This window comes from Frondihabitans sp. OV104, assembly GCF_057787745.1.
The window spans coordinates 3,186,766-3,202,723 of the sequence record NZ_CM173541.1 but is presented as its reverse complement, the minus strand read 5'-3'; the positions used below and the strand labels follow the sequence as shown (position 1 = coordinate 3,202,723).

Here is a 15,958-nt window from a genome sequence, read left to right as displayed (position 1 = left end):
GGCGCGCGGCCCGGACTCATTACGGGTTGGTGACGACGTCTTCCGTTTCGCCGGGAATCTGCGAAGATTCGCATATGAGTCTTGAGACCCGGGCAATTCACCGCAGATACGTCGCCGTCGCTGTCGCCGCGAGCGCCGCACTCCTCGCCTCCGCCCTCGTCGGGGCCCAGCCGGCCCGTGCCGACGACTCCTCGACCCTCACCGTGGTGGGCACGAGCGACGTGTACGACTCGAACCTCGTGCAGTCGGTGATCAAGCCCGGCTTCGAGAAGGCCTACCCGCAGTACACCCTCAACTACGTCAGCAAGGGCACGGGCGCCGCCATCGCCTACGCCGAGGCCGGCACGGCGTCCGCGATGATCGTGCACGCCGCGAGCCTCGAGAACCAGTTCGTCGACCAGGGCTACTCGGCCGAGAAGTACGGCCGAGCGATCTTCTGGGGCGACTACGTGCTGCTCGGCCCCGCCAGCGACCCCGCGGGCGTGCTGACGGACGACTCCCACGACATCGCCGGCGCATTCGAGAAGATCGCCGCGGCCGGAGCCGACCACAAGGCCAACTTCGTCTCGCGCGGAGGCACCCCGGGCACCACCGTGCAGGAGCACGCCATCTGGGGCCTCACCTCCGGCGTCCAGGACTGCACCGTCACCGACGCGAACGGCGGCGGCAAGGCGCCGAGCACGGGCGACGGCGCCTGCGCCACGGCCGCCGACCTGCCGGACTGGTACCACTCCACCGGCCTCACTCAGGGGCCGAACGTCGTGGCGGGCGACAGCTGCTCGTTCGGAGACGACGACTGCTACGTCTTCACCGACCGGGGCACGTACCAGTACCTCGTCTCGACGAAGGCCGTCTCGAACCTGAAGATCCTGACGCGCGACAACTCCGACTCGGCGCCCGGCACCAGCACGGCGCTCGTCAACTCGTTCCACGCGTATGCGGTCAACCCGGACGCCGTCCCGGCCGGCAGCCAGATCAACACGGCCGGCGCCAAGGCGTTCTTGAACTGGATCACCTCGCCGACCGGCCAGACCGCCGTCGGGAAGTTCCTCGCCGCCGACGACGACCCGCCGTTCATCCCCTCGGCCGCGCCGTCGATCACGAACGCCAAGCTCGCGTCGACCGTGGCCTTTGGCAAGCCGCTGACCTTCTCGGGCACGCTCGCCAACGTCACGCCGGGCACGCCCGCGCTGGCCGGCAAGACGGTCGACCTCTACGCGGTGCCGTCGCCCACCCCGGACGCCACGGCGAAGAAGGTCGCGACGGGCACGACCGACGAGAACGGCAAGTACAAGATCGCGTTCACACCCAAGCTGAACTACGTCTACTCATTGAAGACGGCGGGCGGCACCCAGGTCGAGAACGCCACGCTGAACCCGATCTTCGGCGACATCCTCGCCGACGCGTCGCAGTCGCTGTCGCGCGTGATCCTCAGCACCCCGCCGGCCAAGATCGTCGGGCTCAGCACCACCGCGAGCCACGACGCGACCGTCAGCGTGAAACTCGCCGCGAAGACGACCACTGCTGCGAACACGATGACGTTGCAGGGCTACTTCGAGGGCGGCTCGACGAGCTGGTCGAATCTCGTCGCCACGAAGGTGCCGTCGGGCGTGGCCTCGTCGGTGCTGAAGTACGATCTGGGTTCCAAGGACCGCACGTGGCACCTCCGGGTCGTCTACACCGGCCCCGGTCTCATCGGCTACTTCTCCGACCAGAAAGTCGTCACCACGAAGTGATCCACAGGCGCCCCGGCGCCCATCGGGTGCGAGCGGCGCTCCTCATCGCAGCGCTGCTTCTGACCGCGCCCCTCGCAGCGGCGGGGGGCGCCGATCCGGCGAGCGCGGCAGCGGCACCCGAGCAGACCTGCCCGGCCGGCCAGCCCTGCGTGCTGGTCACGATCGAGGCCGGCGGTTCGGCCACCCGCACGGTGACGCAGGCGCAGGTGCTCGCCGGCGACGTCAACGCCTCGTACCCGACCCGGTCGAGGACCGGGGGCTCGACCATCAGCGTCGAGACCCGCGGTATCGCCGTCCGCACGCTCCTGCAGAACGACCTGGGTATCCCCGTCGCGGCGGTGTCGTCGGTCGACATCTCCGTCCGCGGCCTGACCTCGACTCTCACCCCGGCCGACCTCGGCGAGCCGACCGACGCCGGTTTCCCCTACCCCGACGGCCTGCTCCCGGCGGTCTTCACCTCGTCCGAGGCGCTCGGCTACATCGAACCCCTCCGCAACGACACCGACACCAACCCGAACTTCCAGGGCCTCTCGAACAGCCCGGTCTCCCTCGCCGTCCATGTCGCGGCGCAGCTGAACACGCCGATCATCACGACGCCGTCGACCTCCGTGCCGATCGCCACCGACCTGCCCTTCACAGCGAGCGTCCCTGCCGGGGCACCCGGCGTCGCCTACTCGTATGTCTGGGACTTCGGAGACGGCCCCGACGTGCCCGGCACCGGAGACACGATCTCGCACCGGTACACGGCGGCCGGCACCTACCCGGCCCGTGTGATCGCGTCCGGCTCCGACGGGTCGGTCGGGGTCTCCTCCGCCGTGACCATGACGGCGACCTCGCCGGTCGTCTCGCCATCGCCGAGCCCGTCGGCGGCGGGGTCCGCGGGCGGCGGCTCGGGCGAGAAGGGGCCGACGACCGGTCCGGTGACGAGCTCGGGCAGCCGCGGCGGCGCGGCCCCCTCGACGACCGACACGAAGAGCCAGGCCAAGAACGGCACGGCTGCCGACGGCGCCGCGAGCGGCACGTCGACGGGCCCCGCACAGAAGAGCACGACGAAGACTTCCAAGCCGTCCACCCCGGCCCGGACCGCAACCGCCGTGACTGGTTACGTTATTCTCGCGGCGGGCACGACGCCGACCACGACGGCAGCGGACGCGGCGCGGGCCTCAGCACCCTCGGCGCGGGCCGCGACCGTGGAGGCCGACCATCGGCGCCAGCTGCTGGCGCTTGCGGGAGGCGCGGGTCTCGCGTTCCTGCTGGCTCTCGGTATCGTTCGGGAGGTCCGCTCGTCGCGGGCGCGCCCACGAAAGGACCCTCGGTGACCGAAGGCATCTACCAGGCCGTGTTCGCGGCGGCCGCAGTGCTCGAGCTGCCCGTGATCGTGATCGCGTTGGCCTCGCTCGCCTGGCTGATCGTGGAGGTCGGGTCGTTCCTGGTCGAGACGGCACGGCGAAGGCGTCGGCGCATGTCCGCTCTCGTGACGGCGGCCGAGAAGGGCCGGGCGGCCATCGACGGCGGCGAGCGCGAAGCCGCTCGCACGGCCCTGATCCCTGCGGGGCGGAGCGCCGGCATGCAGCGCTCGCTCGACGTCTTCACCGACGTCGCCGGCACCGCGGGCGGCGACACCCGCATCGCCAAAGAGCTGGCCGACTTCGACTTCGCCTGCCAGCGCCTCCTCGGCCGCACCCGGCTGCTCGTGCGCCTCGGCCCCGCGCTCGGACTGATGGGCACGCTGATCCCGCTCTCGCCGGCGCTTCAAGGGCTCGCGCAGGGCGACGTCACGACCCTCACCGAGAACCTCCGCGTCGCGTTCAGCGTGACGGTGCTGGGAATCCTCATCGGCGTCGTCGCCTTCGCGCTGTCGCTGGTGCGCGAACGGCTCTACGGACAGGACTTCTCCGACCTCGAGTTCGTCGCCGCGGTGCTGACGGCGCCGAGCGAGGTGTCGGGCGACGCAGGCGCGGGATCGGCCGAGGTCGCCGTCGACGCGGGCGCAGCAACGGACGGCCCCCGGTGATCAAGGTCACACCCCGCGCCCGCCGCAACGCCGACCGCGCCGGAGACCCGCTCGACGGCCTCGTCAACCTGTTCGACGTGGGCATCGTGCTGGCCGTGGCGTTCCTGCTGGCGGGTCTCTCGTCGCTCGGCCTCACCAAGGCGTTCACCGAGCAGGGCCTGAAGCAGTCGACGAGCGATCAGGTCACGGTCAAGCCCGGCGAGACCAGCGGGCCGGTGCCCGCCGAGTCGGGAACCGTGGTCGGCAACGGCAGCAGGGTCGGCACCGTCTACCGCCTCGACGACGGCACGCTGGTGTACGTGACCGGCGAGCCGACGAGCGCGCCGACCCCGTGAGCTTCTTCGAGATCGGGCTGCGCGAGGCGTGGCACCTGATCGTGTCGGGCGATCCTGCGCTGCGGTCGATCGTCGGCGTGACACTGCAGGTGGCGGGGGTGTCGACGGGCATCGCCATCGTCGCGGGAGTCCCGGCCGGTCTGGCGCTCGGCCTGGGCAGGTTCCGCGGGCGCAGGATCGGCCTGGCGGCAGCCAACGCCGGAATGGGCCTCCCGCCCGTCGTGGTCGGCCTCGTGCTGTCGCTGCTGCTGTTTCCGGCGGCTCCCCTCGGCCACCTCCGCCTCCTCTTCACGCTCGAGGGCGTGTTCGTGGCGCAGACGATCCTCGCCGTGCCGATCGTCGTCGCGCTGACGGCATCGTCGGTGCAATCCATCGACGCGGGGCTGCTCGATCAGGCCCGCGCGTTCGGAGCCTCCCGCGTGGCCGTCGCGACGCTGGCTCTCCGCGAGGCGCGCATCGGCGTGCTCGCCGGCATCATCGCCGCCGCCGGCTCCGCGCTGTCGGAGGTCGGAGCCGTCGTGCTGGTCGGCGGCAACATCGAGGGGCTCGACCAGACGCTGGCCAGCGCCGCCCTGCAGAAGGTGGAGGCCGGCCGCTTCAGCGAGGGGCTGGCCATCGGCATCGTCCTGCTCGCGCTGATCGCGGTCGTGGCAGGGCTGCTCACCGTGCTCCAGTACGCCGACCGGCGGGCCGGCGGGCGAGGGATCGGGCGGGTACGACTGTGAACCGGGTACGACCGTGAACCGGGTACGACCGTGACAGTGCTCGTATCGGTGCGCGATCTCGAGGTCGCCCGCGATGGCCGCCCCGTGCTCCGGGGCGCCTCGTTCACCATCGGCGACGGCGAGGTCGTCGCCCTGCTCGGGCCGAACGGCGCGGGAAAGAGCACGCTGCTGTCCGCGCTCACGGGCCTCGTGACACCGTCGGGCGGCACCTTCGAGATCGACGGCAGGATCGCCACGGCCCTGCAGACCCCCGGCATGGCGCGGCGCTCGGCCATCGCCAACGTGGAGCTCGCCCTCGGCTGGTGGGGGGTCCCGCGATCGGAGCGCCGCCCCCGAGCCCGCGCGGCCCTCACTCAGCTGGGGGCCGACCACCTCGCCGACCGCCGCGCCTCGCTGCTGTCGGGCGGCGAGCAGCGGCGCGTGCACCTCGCGCGGGCCCTCGCGGTCGACGCCGACGTGCTCCTGCTCGACGAGCCGTTCGCCGGCCTCGACGGCGCGAGCCGGGCCGCCCTGCTGAACGACACGTCGTCGGCGCTCCGCTCCCGCCGTGGCGGGACGCTCGTGGTCGCGCACGACCGGGCCGAGGCCTGGGCCCTCGCCGACCGGATCCTGGTGCTGCTCGACGGCAGGATCGCCGCCGACGGGCCCGCGCAGGCCGTGCTCGATGCGCCGCCGACGGCCGAGGTCGCGCGATTCCTCGGGTACGACGGCGAGATCCTGCGCGATGGTCAGACCGTGCTCACGCGCGCCGTCCATGTGCGGGTGACGCCCGGCGGAAGCGGCGAGCGAGCGATCGTCACCGCGGTGGTCCCGATCGAGGACGGCTTCCGCGTGGCGCTCGACGTCGACGGCGGCCGCGTGCACGCCGTCGTCGGCCCCGCACCGCGCCCGGCGGTGGGCGACTCGCTCTCGGTCGTCATCGAGACGCCCGTTCGGTTCGACGCACCCGGCCTCCCCCGGAAGTGACCGAGGTGGACGAATCCGTCCACGACACGCTGACAAAGCGTTGTGAATCCGATATGGATTTGGCAAGCTCCTCAGACCAGACCGTTCGGCTCCGGCCCAAGCCCAAGGACACTCTTTGCCACGTTCGTCATCCCGGCCGATCCGCAAGGTAGCCCTTGCCTCGGTCGCAGCAGCGGCACTCGTCGCCGCCTCACTCGCCACCACCTCCCAGATCGCGACCGCGAGCACCTCGCCCGGCTCGCTCACCAGCCTCGCTCCGGCCCTGAAGCTGAACGCCCGTCTCGACAAGGCCACCGGCAAGGTCGCCGTGTTCGTCCGCACCGAGGGCGCCGGCGCCCTCAGCGTCGATGCGACGGCGAAGGGCGGCTCGCTCTCCGGGCGTCCGCAGTCGTCGGCCGCCAAGAACCGCGTCGCCGACATCCGCCGCACGAACTCCGCCGTCACCAAGGCGATCGCCTCGGCCGACCCCGCTGTCACCACGCTGTACACGACCGCGTACACGGTTCCCGGCGTCGCCGTCATCGCTGATGCGTCCGTCCTGAAGGCCATCGCGGCACGCAGCGACGTCGTCAGCATCAGCCCGATCACCCAGCGGAGTGTTCCGAAGCCGGTCACGACCAAGGGCGAGGAAGCCCCGCTGAACTCGAACGACGCGATCTACACGCGCACGCTCAACGCCTGGCAGCAGACCGGCCACACCGGCACCGGCATCAACATCGCCGTCATCGACACGGGCCTCGACTACACGCACGCCGACTTCGGCGGCCCCGGCACGACGGCCGCCTACGACGAGGCGCTGGCGAGCACCGCGGCGCCCGCCTCCTCTCTCTACGACTCCGCCAAGTTCCTGGGCGGAACCGACTTCGCCGGCGCCACCTACAACGCCGACCCGGACTCGGACGCCTACGACCCCGACCCGGCTCCCGACGCCAACCCGATCGACGGGCGCGGCGGCGGACACGGCTCGCACGTCGCCGGCACCGCGGCCGGATTCGGCGAGAACGCCGACAAGACGACGTTCACCGGCGACTACGGCGACCTCACGACCGACTCCGTCAACGACATGTACATCGGCCCGGGCTCGGCTCCTGACTCCGGCCTCTACTCGCTGAAGGTCTTCGGCGACGGCGGCGGCTCGACCGACCTCACCGGCGCGGCCCTCGACTGGGTCGGCCAGGCGCTGACGCAGGGCAAGAACATCAACGTCGTCAACATGTCGCTCGGCTCGGACTACTCGAACCCCGACGACCCCGACAACGCCAAGGTCGACGCCCTCGTCGCGCGCGGCGTGCTCCCGGTCATGTCGGCGGGCAACTCGGGCGACTTCACGGACGTCGGCGGCAGCCCCGCCAACTCCGAGAACGGCCTCAGCGTCGCCGCGGCCTCGAGCGGCTCCGCCGTCTACGACGGCATCGACGTCACCGCGCCGTCCGACCTCGCGGCGGCCGGCCCGTACAACGCCCAGTACTCGATCGCCTACACGAAGCCGCTGACCCTCACGGCCCCCGTCGTCGTGCCGAGCGCCGCCGGATCGACCGGCTGCGAGCCGTTCTCGACCGCCGACGCCGCCAAGATCGCGGGCAAGATCGTCCTGCTGCACTGGAACGACGCCGCCCTCGAGTGCGGCTCGGTCCTGCGCTTCACGAACGCCAGCAAGGCGGGCGCCGCGGGCGTGCTGCTCGGCGGCTCGGTCAACGTGTTCGACGCCGGCATCTCGGGCAACGCCGACATCCCCGGTGCCGAGATCACGAAGGACGCCTACGCGGCGCTCCTCCCCGCAGCCGCGGCCGGCACGCTCACCGTGTCGTTCAAGGACTCCCTGCGCCTCTACAAGTCCGAGATCGTCCCGAGCCTGACCGACACCCTCGCGACCTTCAGCTCGCGCGGCGTGCACGGCTCGTACGACAAGATCGTGAAGCCCGACGTGGCCGCCCCCGGCGTGAACGTCCTCTCGGTTCTCTCGGGCGCAGGAACGGGGCGCACCTCCGAGAGCGGAACGTCGATGGCCTCCCCCGACGCCGCCGGCATCGCCGCCCTCGTGTTCGAGGCCCACGACGGCTGGACCGCCAAGCAGGTCAAGGCCGACATCATGAACACGGCCACGCACGACCTGAAGGACGCCGACGGCAACCTCTACTCGACGATCAGCCAGGGCACCGGCCGCATCGATGCGCTCCAGGCGGTCACCAACCAGGTGACGGTCCGGTCGGACGAGAACGAAGGGCTCATCACCGCCTCGTACGGCGCTGTGGCGGTCTCGAAGCCTCTGACGGCGAAGCGCACGCTGGTGCTGCACAACTCGGGCAACACGTCGCAGACGTACTCCGTGGCGTACGCGTCGCGGATCGCGGCCCCCGGGGTCACCTTCACCGTCTCGGCGTCGACCGTCGTCGTCCCCGCCCGCGGTGACGCGACAGTCACGCTCACGATGAAGATCCCCGACCCGAAGGCCCTGCGCAAGGTCATCGACCCGACGCAGAACGCGACCGCCGGAGTCGGCGACGCCGAGATCGTGCGCGACTTCGTGGCTTCGGCGACCGGCTCGGTGCAGTTCACCCCGGCCGACTCGACCAGGTCGCCGCTGCGCCTCTCGGTCTTCGCCGCCCCGAAGCCAATCTCGGCGAACACCGGAGCCACCGCCGTCTTCGCGAAGAAGACGTCGACCACGGCTGTTCTCGGCATCAGCGGCACCACGCTGAAGCAGGGCACCGGCGTTCAGGCCTACACGGGCCTCACGGCCGCGTTCGTGCTCGGAGCCACCAGCCCGGTGAAGGCGTTCCCCGCCGGCTCGCCGCAGCAGTCGCTTGCCGGTGCCGACCTCATCGCGGTCGGTGCGGCGTCGACGGCCCCGCTCGAGAAAGACAGATCCGACGGCATCCTGTCGTTCGGAGTCAAGACGAACGGACCGATCGCCAACCCCGGCGTCGACGGCGCCCCCGAGGTGTACATCGACACGGACGGCGACGGCGAGGCCGACTTCGTGACCTACGTGACGAAGTCGACGACGGCTGACGCCACATTCGTCACGACGATCGACCTCGTCTCGGGCAAGGCCGTCGACGTGGAGCCGTTCAACGCCGACTACGCCGGCGTCGACGTCAACACCTTCGACAGCTCGGTGGCGGTGCTCCCGGTCTCGCTCAAGGCGCTCGGCTTCACGAGCAAGTCGAAGAAGACGTCGATCACCTACGAGGTCGCGACCGAGTCGGCGTACGCGCCGGGTCTGGCCTCGACCGGCAGCTACGTCGTCGACCAGACGAACGCGGCCACCTTCGACGTCTTCGCGCCGAGCCTGTGGTTCTCGCAGAAGAAGTCGGACGACCTCGGCGGCGTCCTGCTGCGTGACCAGTCGGCCGGCATCGCGGTGCACCGCACGACGGCGAGCACGAAGCGGATCCTGCTCCTGCACCTGCACAACTCGGTGTCGAAGCAGTCGCAGATCGTCTCGCAGAAGACGAAGTAGCGGCCGGCCCTCACCGGCCGCAGCACCGCCTCGCGACTTGCTCCGATCTGGGCATCCACAGCCTGTGGAAGCCCGGATCGGGGCATCTCGCGTTCTGGGCGCGGCGCCGCAGGCGGCGCTTCCGACATGCACGCCCGACTTAGAGGAGGATGGGCGGATGGAACTCACCGATCCATCGATCACCGCTGAACTGCGCCGACGCGTCGTCCATGCCGGCGTCGATGCCTTCCGCGCCGAAGGGCACCGCTCCGTGCGCGTCGCCGACATCGCACGCGTCGCTCGCGTCGACACCGAGACGGTCGAGATGGTGTTCCCGAGCTGGGACCTCCTCGTGATCGCGATCCTCGACGCCTGGTCGGGCACGCTCCGGCGCGAGCGGGTCGTCGTGGCCGAGACAGAGGGCGGAGTGGCCTACGTGCGCTCCCTCCTCGAGGCGGCCGCCGCCGACCCCGCGCTCATCCGCACGCGGATGGCCCTCCTCGGTGCAGCCTCCGACCCCGCTCACCCCGGTCGCGGCTGGTACCGGGCTCAGTACTCCGGCTTCGTGCAAGACGTCGGGCTCTTCCTCACGCGCGACGTCATCGCCAAGCGCGAGCCCCGCTCGGTGGCTCCGCTGCACGCGGCCGAGCAGGTCATCGCGCTCTACGAGGGCCTGCAGCTCCAGTCGACGCTCCTCGACACCGTCGAGCTGCTGCCGGCCTTCGATCGCGCCATCGCCCGCCTCCGTGCCGGGTGGGCGGATCCTGCGGCGAAGCCCGTCCCCGTCCCCTGATCAGCGCCGCTCAGGCGCCGGCGAGCACCGTGCGGAGGGCGGCCTGGGCCCCGTCCGCGTGCAGGGTCGCAAGGGTGGCGCGGTAGGCGGCGACGAAGCGCTCGTCGTCGACGAGGTCGCCGAAGACGTCCCGATTGCGCAGGAATGCGAGGTCGTCGGCGCGGTTGCCGGCCGCCGCGGCCATGAGCGGCTCGCGAAGCTGGTCGACGACGTCGATCGGGTCGCCCATCTCGTCGACGCCCTCGTCGTAGCGGGCCCAGCTCGCGACGACCGCAGCAGACAGCAGGAACTCCCCGCCCGCGTCGAGGTTCGCCCGCACGACGGGGAGCAGCCACTTCGGGATCCGGTCGGACGACTCCGCCGCCAGACGAGCCAGCGTGTCGCGGATCGCCGGGTTGCCGAACCGGTCGATCAGCGTCGCCTTGTACGCGTCGAGGTCGATGCCCGGGACCGGCTCGAGGGTCGGCGTGCCCTCTTCGTCCATGTACCGCCGCAGCAGCTCGCGGATGAGCGGGTCGGCCGTGGCCTCGTGCGCGTAGGTGTGGCCCGACAGGATGCCGAAGTACGCCATCGCCTGGTGCGAGGCGTTCAGGAGGCGCAGCTTCATCAGCTCGTACGGGACGACGTCGTCGACCACCTGCACGCCGGCCTCCTCGTAGGGCGGGCGCCCCAGCGTGAAGTGGTCTTCGAGCACCCACTGCTCGAACGGCTCGGCCACGACCGGCCATGCGTCGTCGATGCCGAACTCGTCGCGGACCAGGGCGCGGTCGGCGTCGAAGGTGACGGGGGTGATGCGGTCGACCATGGAGTTCGGGAAGGCCACGGTGGCTTCGATCCAGGCGCCGAGTTCCTGCGCCTTCGCTGTCGCGACAGCGACGATGGTCTGCCTGGCGGTGTCTCCATTGCCCTGGATGTTGTCGCACGACATGACCGTGAACGGCTCGACGCCGGCATCACGGCGACGGCGGAGGGCCTCGGTGACGAAGCCGAACATGGTGGCGGGGACGGCTCCGTCGGCGAGGTCGGCGGCGATCGCGGGGGCGTCGAGGACGAACTCGCCGGTGACGTGGTCGATGTTGTAGCCGCCCTCGGTCACCGTCAGCGAGACGATGCGCGTCGACGGGGCGCTCATCAGCGCGAGCACCGCCTCGGGGTCGTCGGGCGCGTAGAGGAAGTCGTGGATCGAGCCGACCACGCGCGGCTCGAGGCTGCCGTCGGGGTACTTGAGCACGAGCGTGTAGAGGTGGTTCTGGGCGGAGAGCACGTCGCGCATCTCGGCGTCGCGCGGCATGACACCGACGCCGGTGATGCCCCAGTCGAGAGCTCCCCCGGCCTCCATCAGCCGGTCGACGTACATGGCCTGGTGAGCGCGGTGGAAGTTGCCGAGGCCGAAGTGGACGATGCCGGTCGTCACCGCCGCGCGGTCGTACGTGGGAGTCGGCACGTCGAACCGGCCGAGCGTTGCGGTGGACAGCGGCACTGCTGGATCAGGGTGCGACATTGCGACCTCTCGTTGGTTGACCCAGCCTGGCACCCTGCGCGGCACTCCGCGACACCCGTTCGGCAGATTGTGAGCAGGACGACCTGCCGCGGCCCCGGCGAGCGCCTCGCGCTGGGCGTTCGCCAGGGTCCCGGCCTCCGTGGTCACTTTCGCTCGGGCGCGTGGTCGCCGATGATCTGCGCGAGCCGATTCTCGTAGGCGGCGTTCTGCGCCTTCACGCGCTCGAGCGCATCGGCGTTGTCGTGCAGCAGCGGAATCTGACGCTCCCACTCCGCGTCGTAGAGGGCCCGAAGGTATCCGCTGGACGCTCGGCATCGCGCGTCGAACGTCGCTTGACGGATTTCCTCTGCTGTCGCCACGTTCGAGCCGGACACGTCTTGATCGAGACCGAACTCGGAGACCTGCGATGGAGTCGGCATCAGCTCGGGTGTGAGGGACAGATCGGCGATCCCCAGTGGCGACATGCACTGTCGCCACACTCTCGCTCGGTCCGTGACGGTCTTCGAACCCAGCGCAGCGTCGTACGCGTCGCCCTCGAGCTGCCCGGCCAGCTGCTCGGAGCCGTCGGGGACGCCGAGCTCTTCGTTCGCTTGCTCCAGGCAGGAGAGAAACCTCGAATCGGCCGCGGGCTTCGCCTCGGCTTCGGCAGCGACGGCGGCCCCGAATGCCTCCCACGCCTCCGCAGTTCGATCGTTCGCGGGAGCCTCGTGGTACCCGAAACGGCTGGCGATCTCGCTGGTGAACAGTCTTCGGTCGACGGCATTGAGCGTAGGACCGTTGTCCGAAGTCAGCTCACGGTACGGGACGTCGAACGCGTACCCGGCCGATTGCATGCACGGCTGAACGAGGAGGTTCTGCGCATACGTCTCGAACCTGGCCGGATCGATGTACGAGTCGAGCGGCATGACCCACTCCGCGATGTTCTTCTCGGGAAGGAACTACTTTCGACCAGCCCTGGCGAGCGCCGCGCGAGGCGCTCGCCAGGGCCGGCCGAAGGGCGGGTCAGCTCGACTTCGTGCCGGGCGTCACCGTGGCCTCGGGCATCGGGGCACCCGAGGGCTGCTCGCCCTGCGCCGGCGGCGTGGGCGTCGTGCCGCTCTCGGGAGCGGCCGGTGCCGTTCCACCCTTCGGCGCAGCCGGCGCGGTTCCGGCCTTCGGCGCAGCCGGCGCCTTCTCGCCCTTCGGCGGTGCCGGAGGGGTCGCGCCGTCGCCCGCAGCTGCAGGGCCGCAGGCCGGGCCGCCGGCCGGAGCCGGTGCGCCGCTGGGCGCCGCCTTCGGCGCGTCCGTGGCGGTTCCCGTCGGGGCGTCCGTCGCGGAGCCGGTGGGCTGGCCGGACGCCGCGTCGGTCGGCGCGCTCGACTCGGTGCTGCTCGGGGCTGCCGCACTGCTGGCCTCGGGCCCTCCGGTCATGGCAGCAGCGGCTCCGACGCCGACACCGCCCAGGCACAGGGCCAGCGCGGCGGCGCCGATGACGACGCGCTTCCGGACGCGAGGCCGAGGGGATTCGTCGACCTCGGTGGCGTACCCGGCCTGGCTGGCCCAGAACGCCGAGTCGGCGTTCTGCGGTGCCGTCGGGAGCTCCCGCGTCGCGGCGTAGTCGTCGGAGCCTGCCGGGGTGCCCGCGGTCGGCCGAGCGAACTCCTCGGTGGGCTGGTCGTCCGCTCGGCGGGTGTCGTCGGCGTCGTTGTCGTGTGTGTCGGTCATGAGATCTCCTTGGGTGATGAAGCCCGATCGGGCCGTGGATCAACCGTCGAAGTCGAATCTGAAGCATCGCTTAAGCTCAGGCTCCCAGCAGGTCTTTCATAGGTCGGGCGCTCCGATCGCGACGTAGGGTTCCCTCCATGCCCAACCCTGCCCGCGTCCTGATCGTCGACGACGACGAGACGATCCGCACCTCCGTCGCCACCGCCCTGCACGCGGAGGGCTTCTCGTGTCGAACAGCGGCAGACGGCTTCGAGCTGACCGGCGAGCTCGCCTCGTTCCTGCCGGATCTGGTCGTTCTCGACTGGATGCTGCCGGGGCCGAGCGGCATCCAGCTCGCGCAGACCGTCCGCACGGTGTCCGACGCCGCGGTCGTGATGCTCACCGCCCGCGACGAGGTCGACGACCGGCTCCGGGGCTTCTCGGAGGGCATCGACGACTACCTCGTCAAGCCGTTCGCGATGGCCGAGCTCATCGCCCGGGTCACGGCTGTTCTTCGTCGGCGGGGCCGCGTGCCGTCGGTGATCGAGATCGGCGATCTGCTGATCGACCAGGAGGCGGCGCTCGTCTCTCGCGGCGGGCATCGGCTCGATCTGACGGCCACCGAGTTCCGCCTGCTGGAGTTCCTCGCGTCGAGCCGCGGCCGGACGCTCTCGAAAGGCCAGATCCTGACGCAGGTCTGGGGGTACGACGACTACGACCCCAACCTCGTCGAGGTGCACCTGAGCTCGCTCCGCCGCAAGATGGAGGCGCACGGCGACCGGCTCATCCACACGGTGCGCGGCATCGGCTACCGGGTCGCCGTCTCCGAGCCGGCTCGATGAACGCAGGATCGCCACCGCCGTCGGGGCAGCCGCTCCGCACGGGTTCGCTGCGCCTCCGCGCCGTAGTGGCCGTGCTGCTTCTGCTGGTGCTCCTGCTCGGCGCCCTCGCAGTGACCGTCGAGGCCACTCTCGGATCACGACTCCGCGGGCAGATCGAAGACCGCCTCCGCGATCGAGCGTCGGCGGCCACCGCCCTGGTGGGCACCGTCAGCTCGGACGACCTCGCCGAGCGCCTGTCGTTCCAGGGGCTGTCGGTCGTCATCCGCGACGAAGACGGCAGCTCCGTGGTCGCCGGCCCGACGCCCGCCCAGCTGCGGGCCGGACCCAAGGCGGGTGCGGGGCTGCCGGGGCCGGCGAATGAGCAGCCTCCGACAGCGGATGCCACTTCGCCGGCGCAGTCCACCGCGACACCGACCACGACGGTGTCCATCAGCTCCTCCACGATCACTGCGGACGATCAGATCATCACCCTCGTCTCCCGCCTGAGTGACGGCTCGACGATCACGCTGACGGCCGACGCCTCGTCGGTCGGACAGACCCTCGCTCAGCTTCGCTGGGTCATGCTCGGCGCATCCGCCGGCTTCCTGCTGATCGCAGCGGCCGGGCTGGTGCTCGTCATGCGCATCTCGCTCCGACCCCTCGACCGGATGTCGGCCGTCGCGAGGTCGATCGCCGGCGGCGACCGCGGTCGACGCCTGACGCCTGCCAAGCCCCGGACCGAGATCGGCCGGGTCGCCCTGGCCTTCGACGAGATGCTCGACGCCGTGGAGGGGGCCGAGCGGAAGGCCGTGGAAGCCGAGGCGCGGGTGCGCTCCTTCGTCTCGGACGCCGCGCACGAGCTCCGGACTCCCGTCGCAGGCATGAGGGCAGCGGCCGACACTCTCGTCCGCGCGCCCGCCGACCCTGCGGACCGTGAGCGGCTAGCCGTCCATGTGGCACGGGAGGCGGGCCGTGCTTCGCGCCTCATCGACGACATGCTGATGATGGCTCGGGTCGACCGTGGCCTGGAGCTCGATCTGGCTCCGGTCGATCTCGGCGACCTCGTCCGCGCCGAAGCGGATCGGCACCGTCTCCGACACCCCGCGCTTCAGGTGACGACGCAGCTTCCCGAGAGGCCGGTGACCGTTCGGGGCGATGCCGACCGTCTCGCTCAGGTGATCGGCAATCTCGTGGACAACGCCGCCCGCGCGACGAGAGGACACGGGCACGTGACGCTGACTCTCGACCCGCCGGACGAATCGCGCGCCCGCCTGTCGATCGCCGACGACGGTCCCGGAGTTCCTGCATCCGACAGAGAGCGGATCTTCGACCGGCTCGTTCGACTCGATGCGGGGCGCGAGCAGGCATCGGGGGGCGCAGGACTCGGCCTCCCCATCGCCCGGGGCATCGCCCGCGCGCACGGCGGCGACGTCCGCTGCCTGGCGGTGTCCTCCGGCGCCGTCTTCGAGCTCGACCTTCCGGTCGTGCCGCGCTGACGGCGCCGGGGGTTGAGCTAGTCGCGCAGGACGCGGTAGATGCCGTAGATGACGCCCGGCACGTGACCGAGCAGCTGGAGGAGGAACGCCCAGAGCACGCGGATGCTCGGGCCCTCGGCGATGAGCACGGCGAGGAACGGGAAGAAGCAGGCGAGGACGATCAGCAGGATCTTGCGCATGGGGTCTCTTTCGGTTGGGGGTGGAGGGCCGGTGCCTCAGGAGGCCTTGCGGGCCTTCTTGACACGGTCGGCCGCGGCGGTAGCCACCTTCTTGCCGAGCTTCTTGCGGGCCTTGGCGGACTTCGGGTCCTTCCAGAGCCGCTCGGCCTGGTGGCGGAGCGTCTCAGGCTGCTTGCCCTTCACGGGACGGTGCGAGCGTGCCCCGCGGAAGTAGATGACTGCGGCGATGAGGCCGACGACGATGATCTTGTTGCGCATGGTGGTCTC

Annotated in this window: 15 protein-coding genes; 10 read left to right on the top strand and 5 right to left on the bottom strand. The window is 70.9% G+C overall.

The window, feature by feature from the left end; genetic code table 11:
* Positions 1–74 precede the first annotated feature (74 nt).
* From AC3CBB_RS15070 to AC3CBB_RS15035, 8 genes are all read left to right on the top strand, one after another.
* Entirely contained in the window at positions 75–1,736 is a 1,662-nt protein-coding gene (locus AC3CBB_RS15070) for a substrate-binding domain-containing protein (RefSeq protein ID WP_488625226.1), read from the top strand.
* Positions 1,733–3,055, top strand: coding sequence for a PKD domain-containing protein (locus AC3CBB_RS15065; protein WP_488625225.1), 1,323 nt, complete (start codon positions 1,733–1,735; stop codon positions 3,053–3,055). The genes AC3CBB_RS15070 and AC3CBB_RS15065 overlap by 4 nt, the downstream gene beginning before the upstream one ends.
* A complete protein-coding gene (locus tag AC3CBB_RS15060; RefSeq protein ID WP_488625224.1) occupies positions 3,052–3,750 on the top strand; it encodes a MotA/TolQ/ExbB proton channel family protein in 699 nt (232 codons plus the stop codon). Before AC3CBB_RS15065 ends, AC3CBB_RS15060 begins: the two co-directional genes overlap by 4 nt.
* Positions 3,747–4,085: a DUF2149 domain-containing protein gene (locus AC3CBB_RS15055; RefSeq protein ID WP_123506701.1), complete on the top strand. Its 339-nt coding sequence runs from the start codon at positions 3,747–3,749 to the stop codon at positions 4,083–4,085. Before AC3CBB_RS15060 ends, AC3CBB_RS15055 begins: the two co-directional genes overlap by 4 nt.
* The gene (locus AC3CBB_RS15050) at positions 4,082–4,810 is read left to right on the top strand and encodes an ABC transporter permease (RefSeq protein ID WP_488625223.1); all 729 of its coding nucleotides are present in this window, start codon (positions 4,082–4,084) and stop codon (positions 4,808–4,810) included. Before AC3CBB_RS15055 ends, AC3CBB_RS15050 begins: the two co-directional genes overlap by 4 nt.
* A gap of 30 nt (positions 4,811–4,840) precedes the next feature.
* Positions 4,841–5,776, top strand: a complete 936-nt coding sequence (locus tag AC3CBB_RS15045) for an ABC transporter ATP-binding protein (protein ID WP_488625222.1) — start codon at positions 4,841–4,843, stop codon at positions 5,774–5,776.
* Positions 5,777–5,891: 115 nt separating this feature from the next.
* On the top strand, positions 5,892–9,239 hold the full coding sequence (locus AC3CBB_RS15040) for a S8 family peptidase (RefSeq protein WP_488625221.1): 3,348 nt from the start codon (positions 5,892–5,894) through the stop codon (positions 9,237–9,239).
* 157 nt (positions 9,240–9,396) lie between these two features.
* Positions 9,397–10,011, top strand: a complete 615-nt coding sequence (locus AC3CBB_RS15035) for a TetR/AcrR family transcriptional regulator (RefSeq protein WP_488625220.1) — start codon at positions 9,397–9,399, stop codon at positions 10,009–10,011.
* A gap of 10 nt (positions 10,012–10,021) precedes the next feature.
* Here the strand turns inward: AC3CBB_RS15035 and AC3CBB_RS15030 are convergent, their stop codons facing one another.
* The 3 genes from AC3CBB_RS15030 to AC3CBB_RS15020 all read right to left on the bottom strand — a co-directional run bounded on the left by AC3CBB_RS15030 (position 10,022) and on the right by AC3CBB_RS15020 (position 13,216).
* On the bottom strand, positions 10,022–11,512 hold the full coding sequence (locus tag AC3CBB_RS15030) for a mannitol dehydrogenase family protein (RefSeq protein WP_488625219.1): 1,491 nt from the start codon (positions 11,510–11,512) through the stop codon (positions 10,022–10,024).
* Between the two features lie 143 nt (positions 11,513–11,655).
* A complete protein-coding gene (locus AC3CBB_RS15025; protein ID WP_488625218.1) occupies positions 11,656–12,417 on the bottom strand; it encodes a hypothetical protein in 762 nt (253 codons plus the stop codon).
* A gap of 97 nt (positions 12,418–12,514) precedes the next feature.
* Positions 12,515–13,216: a hypothetical protein gene (locus AC3CBB_RS15020; RefSeq protein WP_488625217.1), complete on the bottom strand. Its 702-nt coding sequence runs from the start codon at positions 13,214–13,216 to the stop codon at positions 12,515–12,517.
* A 137-nt stretch (positions 13,217–13,353) separates the two neighbouring features.
* Between AC3CBB_RS15020 and AC3CBB_RS15015 the strand changes: the two genes are divergently transcribed.
* Both AC3CBB_RS15015 and AC3CBB_RS15010 read left to right on the top strand, forming a co-directional pair.
* Positions 13,354–14,037, top strand: coding sequence for a response regulator transcription factor (locus tag AC3CBB_RS15015; protein WP_488625216.1), 684 nt, complete (start codon positions 13,354–13,356; stop codon positions 14,035–14,037).
* On the top strand, positions 14,034–15,512 hold the full coding sequence (locus tag AC3CBB_RS15010; RefSeq protein ID WP_488625215.1) for a sensor histidine kinase: 1,479 nt from the start codon (positions 14,034–14,036) through the stop codon (positions 15,510–15,512). The genes AC3CBB_RS15015 and AC3CBB_RS15010 overlap by 4 nt, the downstream gene beginning before the upstream one ends.
* A gap of 17 nt (positions 15,513–15,529) precedes the next feature.
* Here AC3CBB_RS15010 and AC3CBB_RS15005 read toward each other — a convergent pair whose 3' ends face one another.
* Complete coding sequence (locus AC3CBB_RS15005; RefSeq protein WP_123506688.1) at positions 15,530–15,691, bottom strand: YqaE/Pmp3 family membrane protein; 162 nt, start codon at positions 15,689–15,691, stop codon at positions 15,530–15,532.
* 36 nt (positions 15,692–15,727) lie between these two features.
* Complete coding sequence (locus tag AC3CBB_RS15000; RefSeq protein ID WP_488625214.1) at positions 15,728–15,949, bottom strand: hypothetical protein; 222 nt, start codon at positions 15,947–15,949, stop codon at positions 15,728–15,730.
* Between the last annotated feature and the right edge of the window lie 9 nt (positions 15,950–15,958).

Coding starts and splice junctions, on each gene's coding strand:
- AC3CBB_RS15070 (WP_488625226.1), top strand. CDS start 75: ATGAGTCTTGAGACCCGGGCAATTCACCGCAGATACGTCGCCGTCGCT.
- AC3CBB_RS15035 (WP_488625220.1), top strand. CDS start 9,397: ATGGAACTCACCGATCCATCGATCACCGCTGAACTGCGCCGACGCGTC.
- AC3CBB_RS15030 (WP_488625219.1), bottom strand. CDS start 11,512: ATGTCGCACCCTGATCCAGCAGTGCCGCTGTCCACCGCAACGCTCGGC.
- AC3CBB_RS15025 (WP_488625218.1), bottom strand. CDS start 12,417: ATGCCGCTCGACTCGTACATCGATCCGGCCAGGTTCGAGACGTATGCG.
- AC3CBB_RS15020 (WP_488625217.1), bottom strand. CDS start 13,216: ATGACCGACACACACGACAACGACGCCGACGACACCCGCCGAGCGGAC.
- AC3CBB_RS15015 (WP_488625216.1), top strand. CDS start 13,354: ATGCCCAACCCTGCCCGCGTCCTGATCGTCGACGACGACGAGACGATC.
- AC3CBB_RS15010 (WP_488625215.1), top strand. CDS start 14,034: ATGAACGCAGGATCGCCACCGCCGTCGGGGCAGCCGCTCCGCACGGGT.
- AC3CBB_RS15005 (WP_123506688.1), bottom strand. CDS start 15,691: ATGCGCAAGATCCTGCTGATCGTCCTCGCCTGCTTCTTCCCGTTCCTC.
- AC3CBB_RS15000 (WP_488625214.1), bottom strand. CDS start 15,949: ATGCGCAACAAGATCATCGTCGTCGGCCTCATCGCCGCAGTCATCTAC.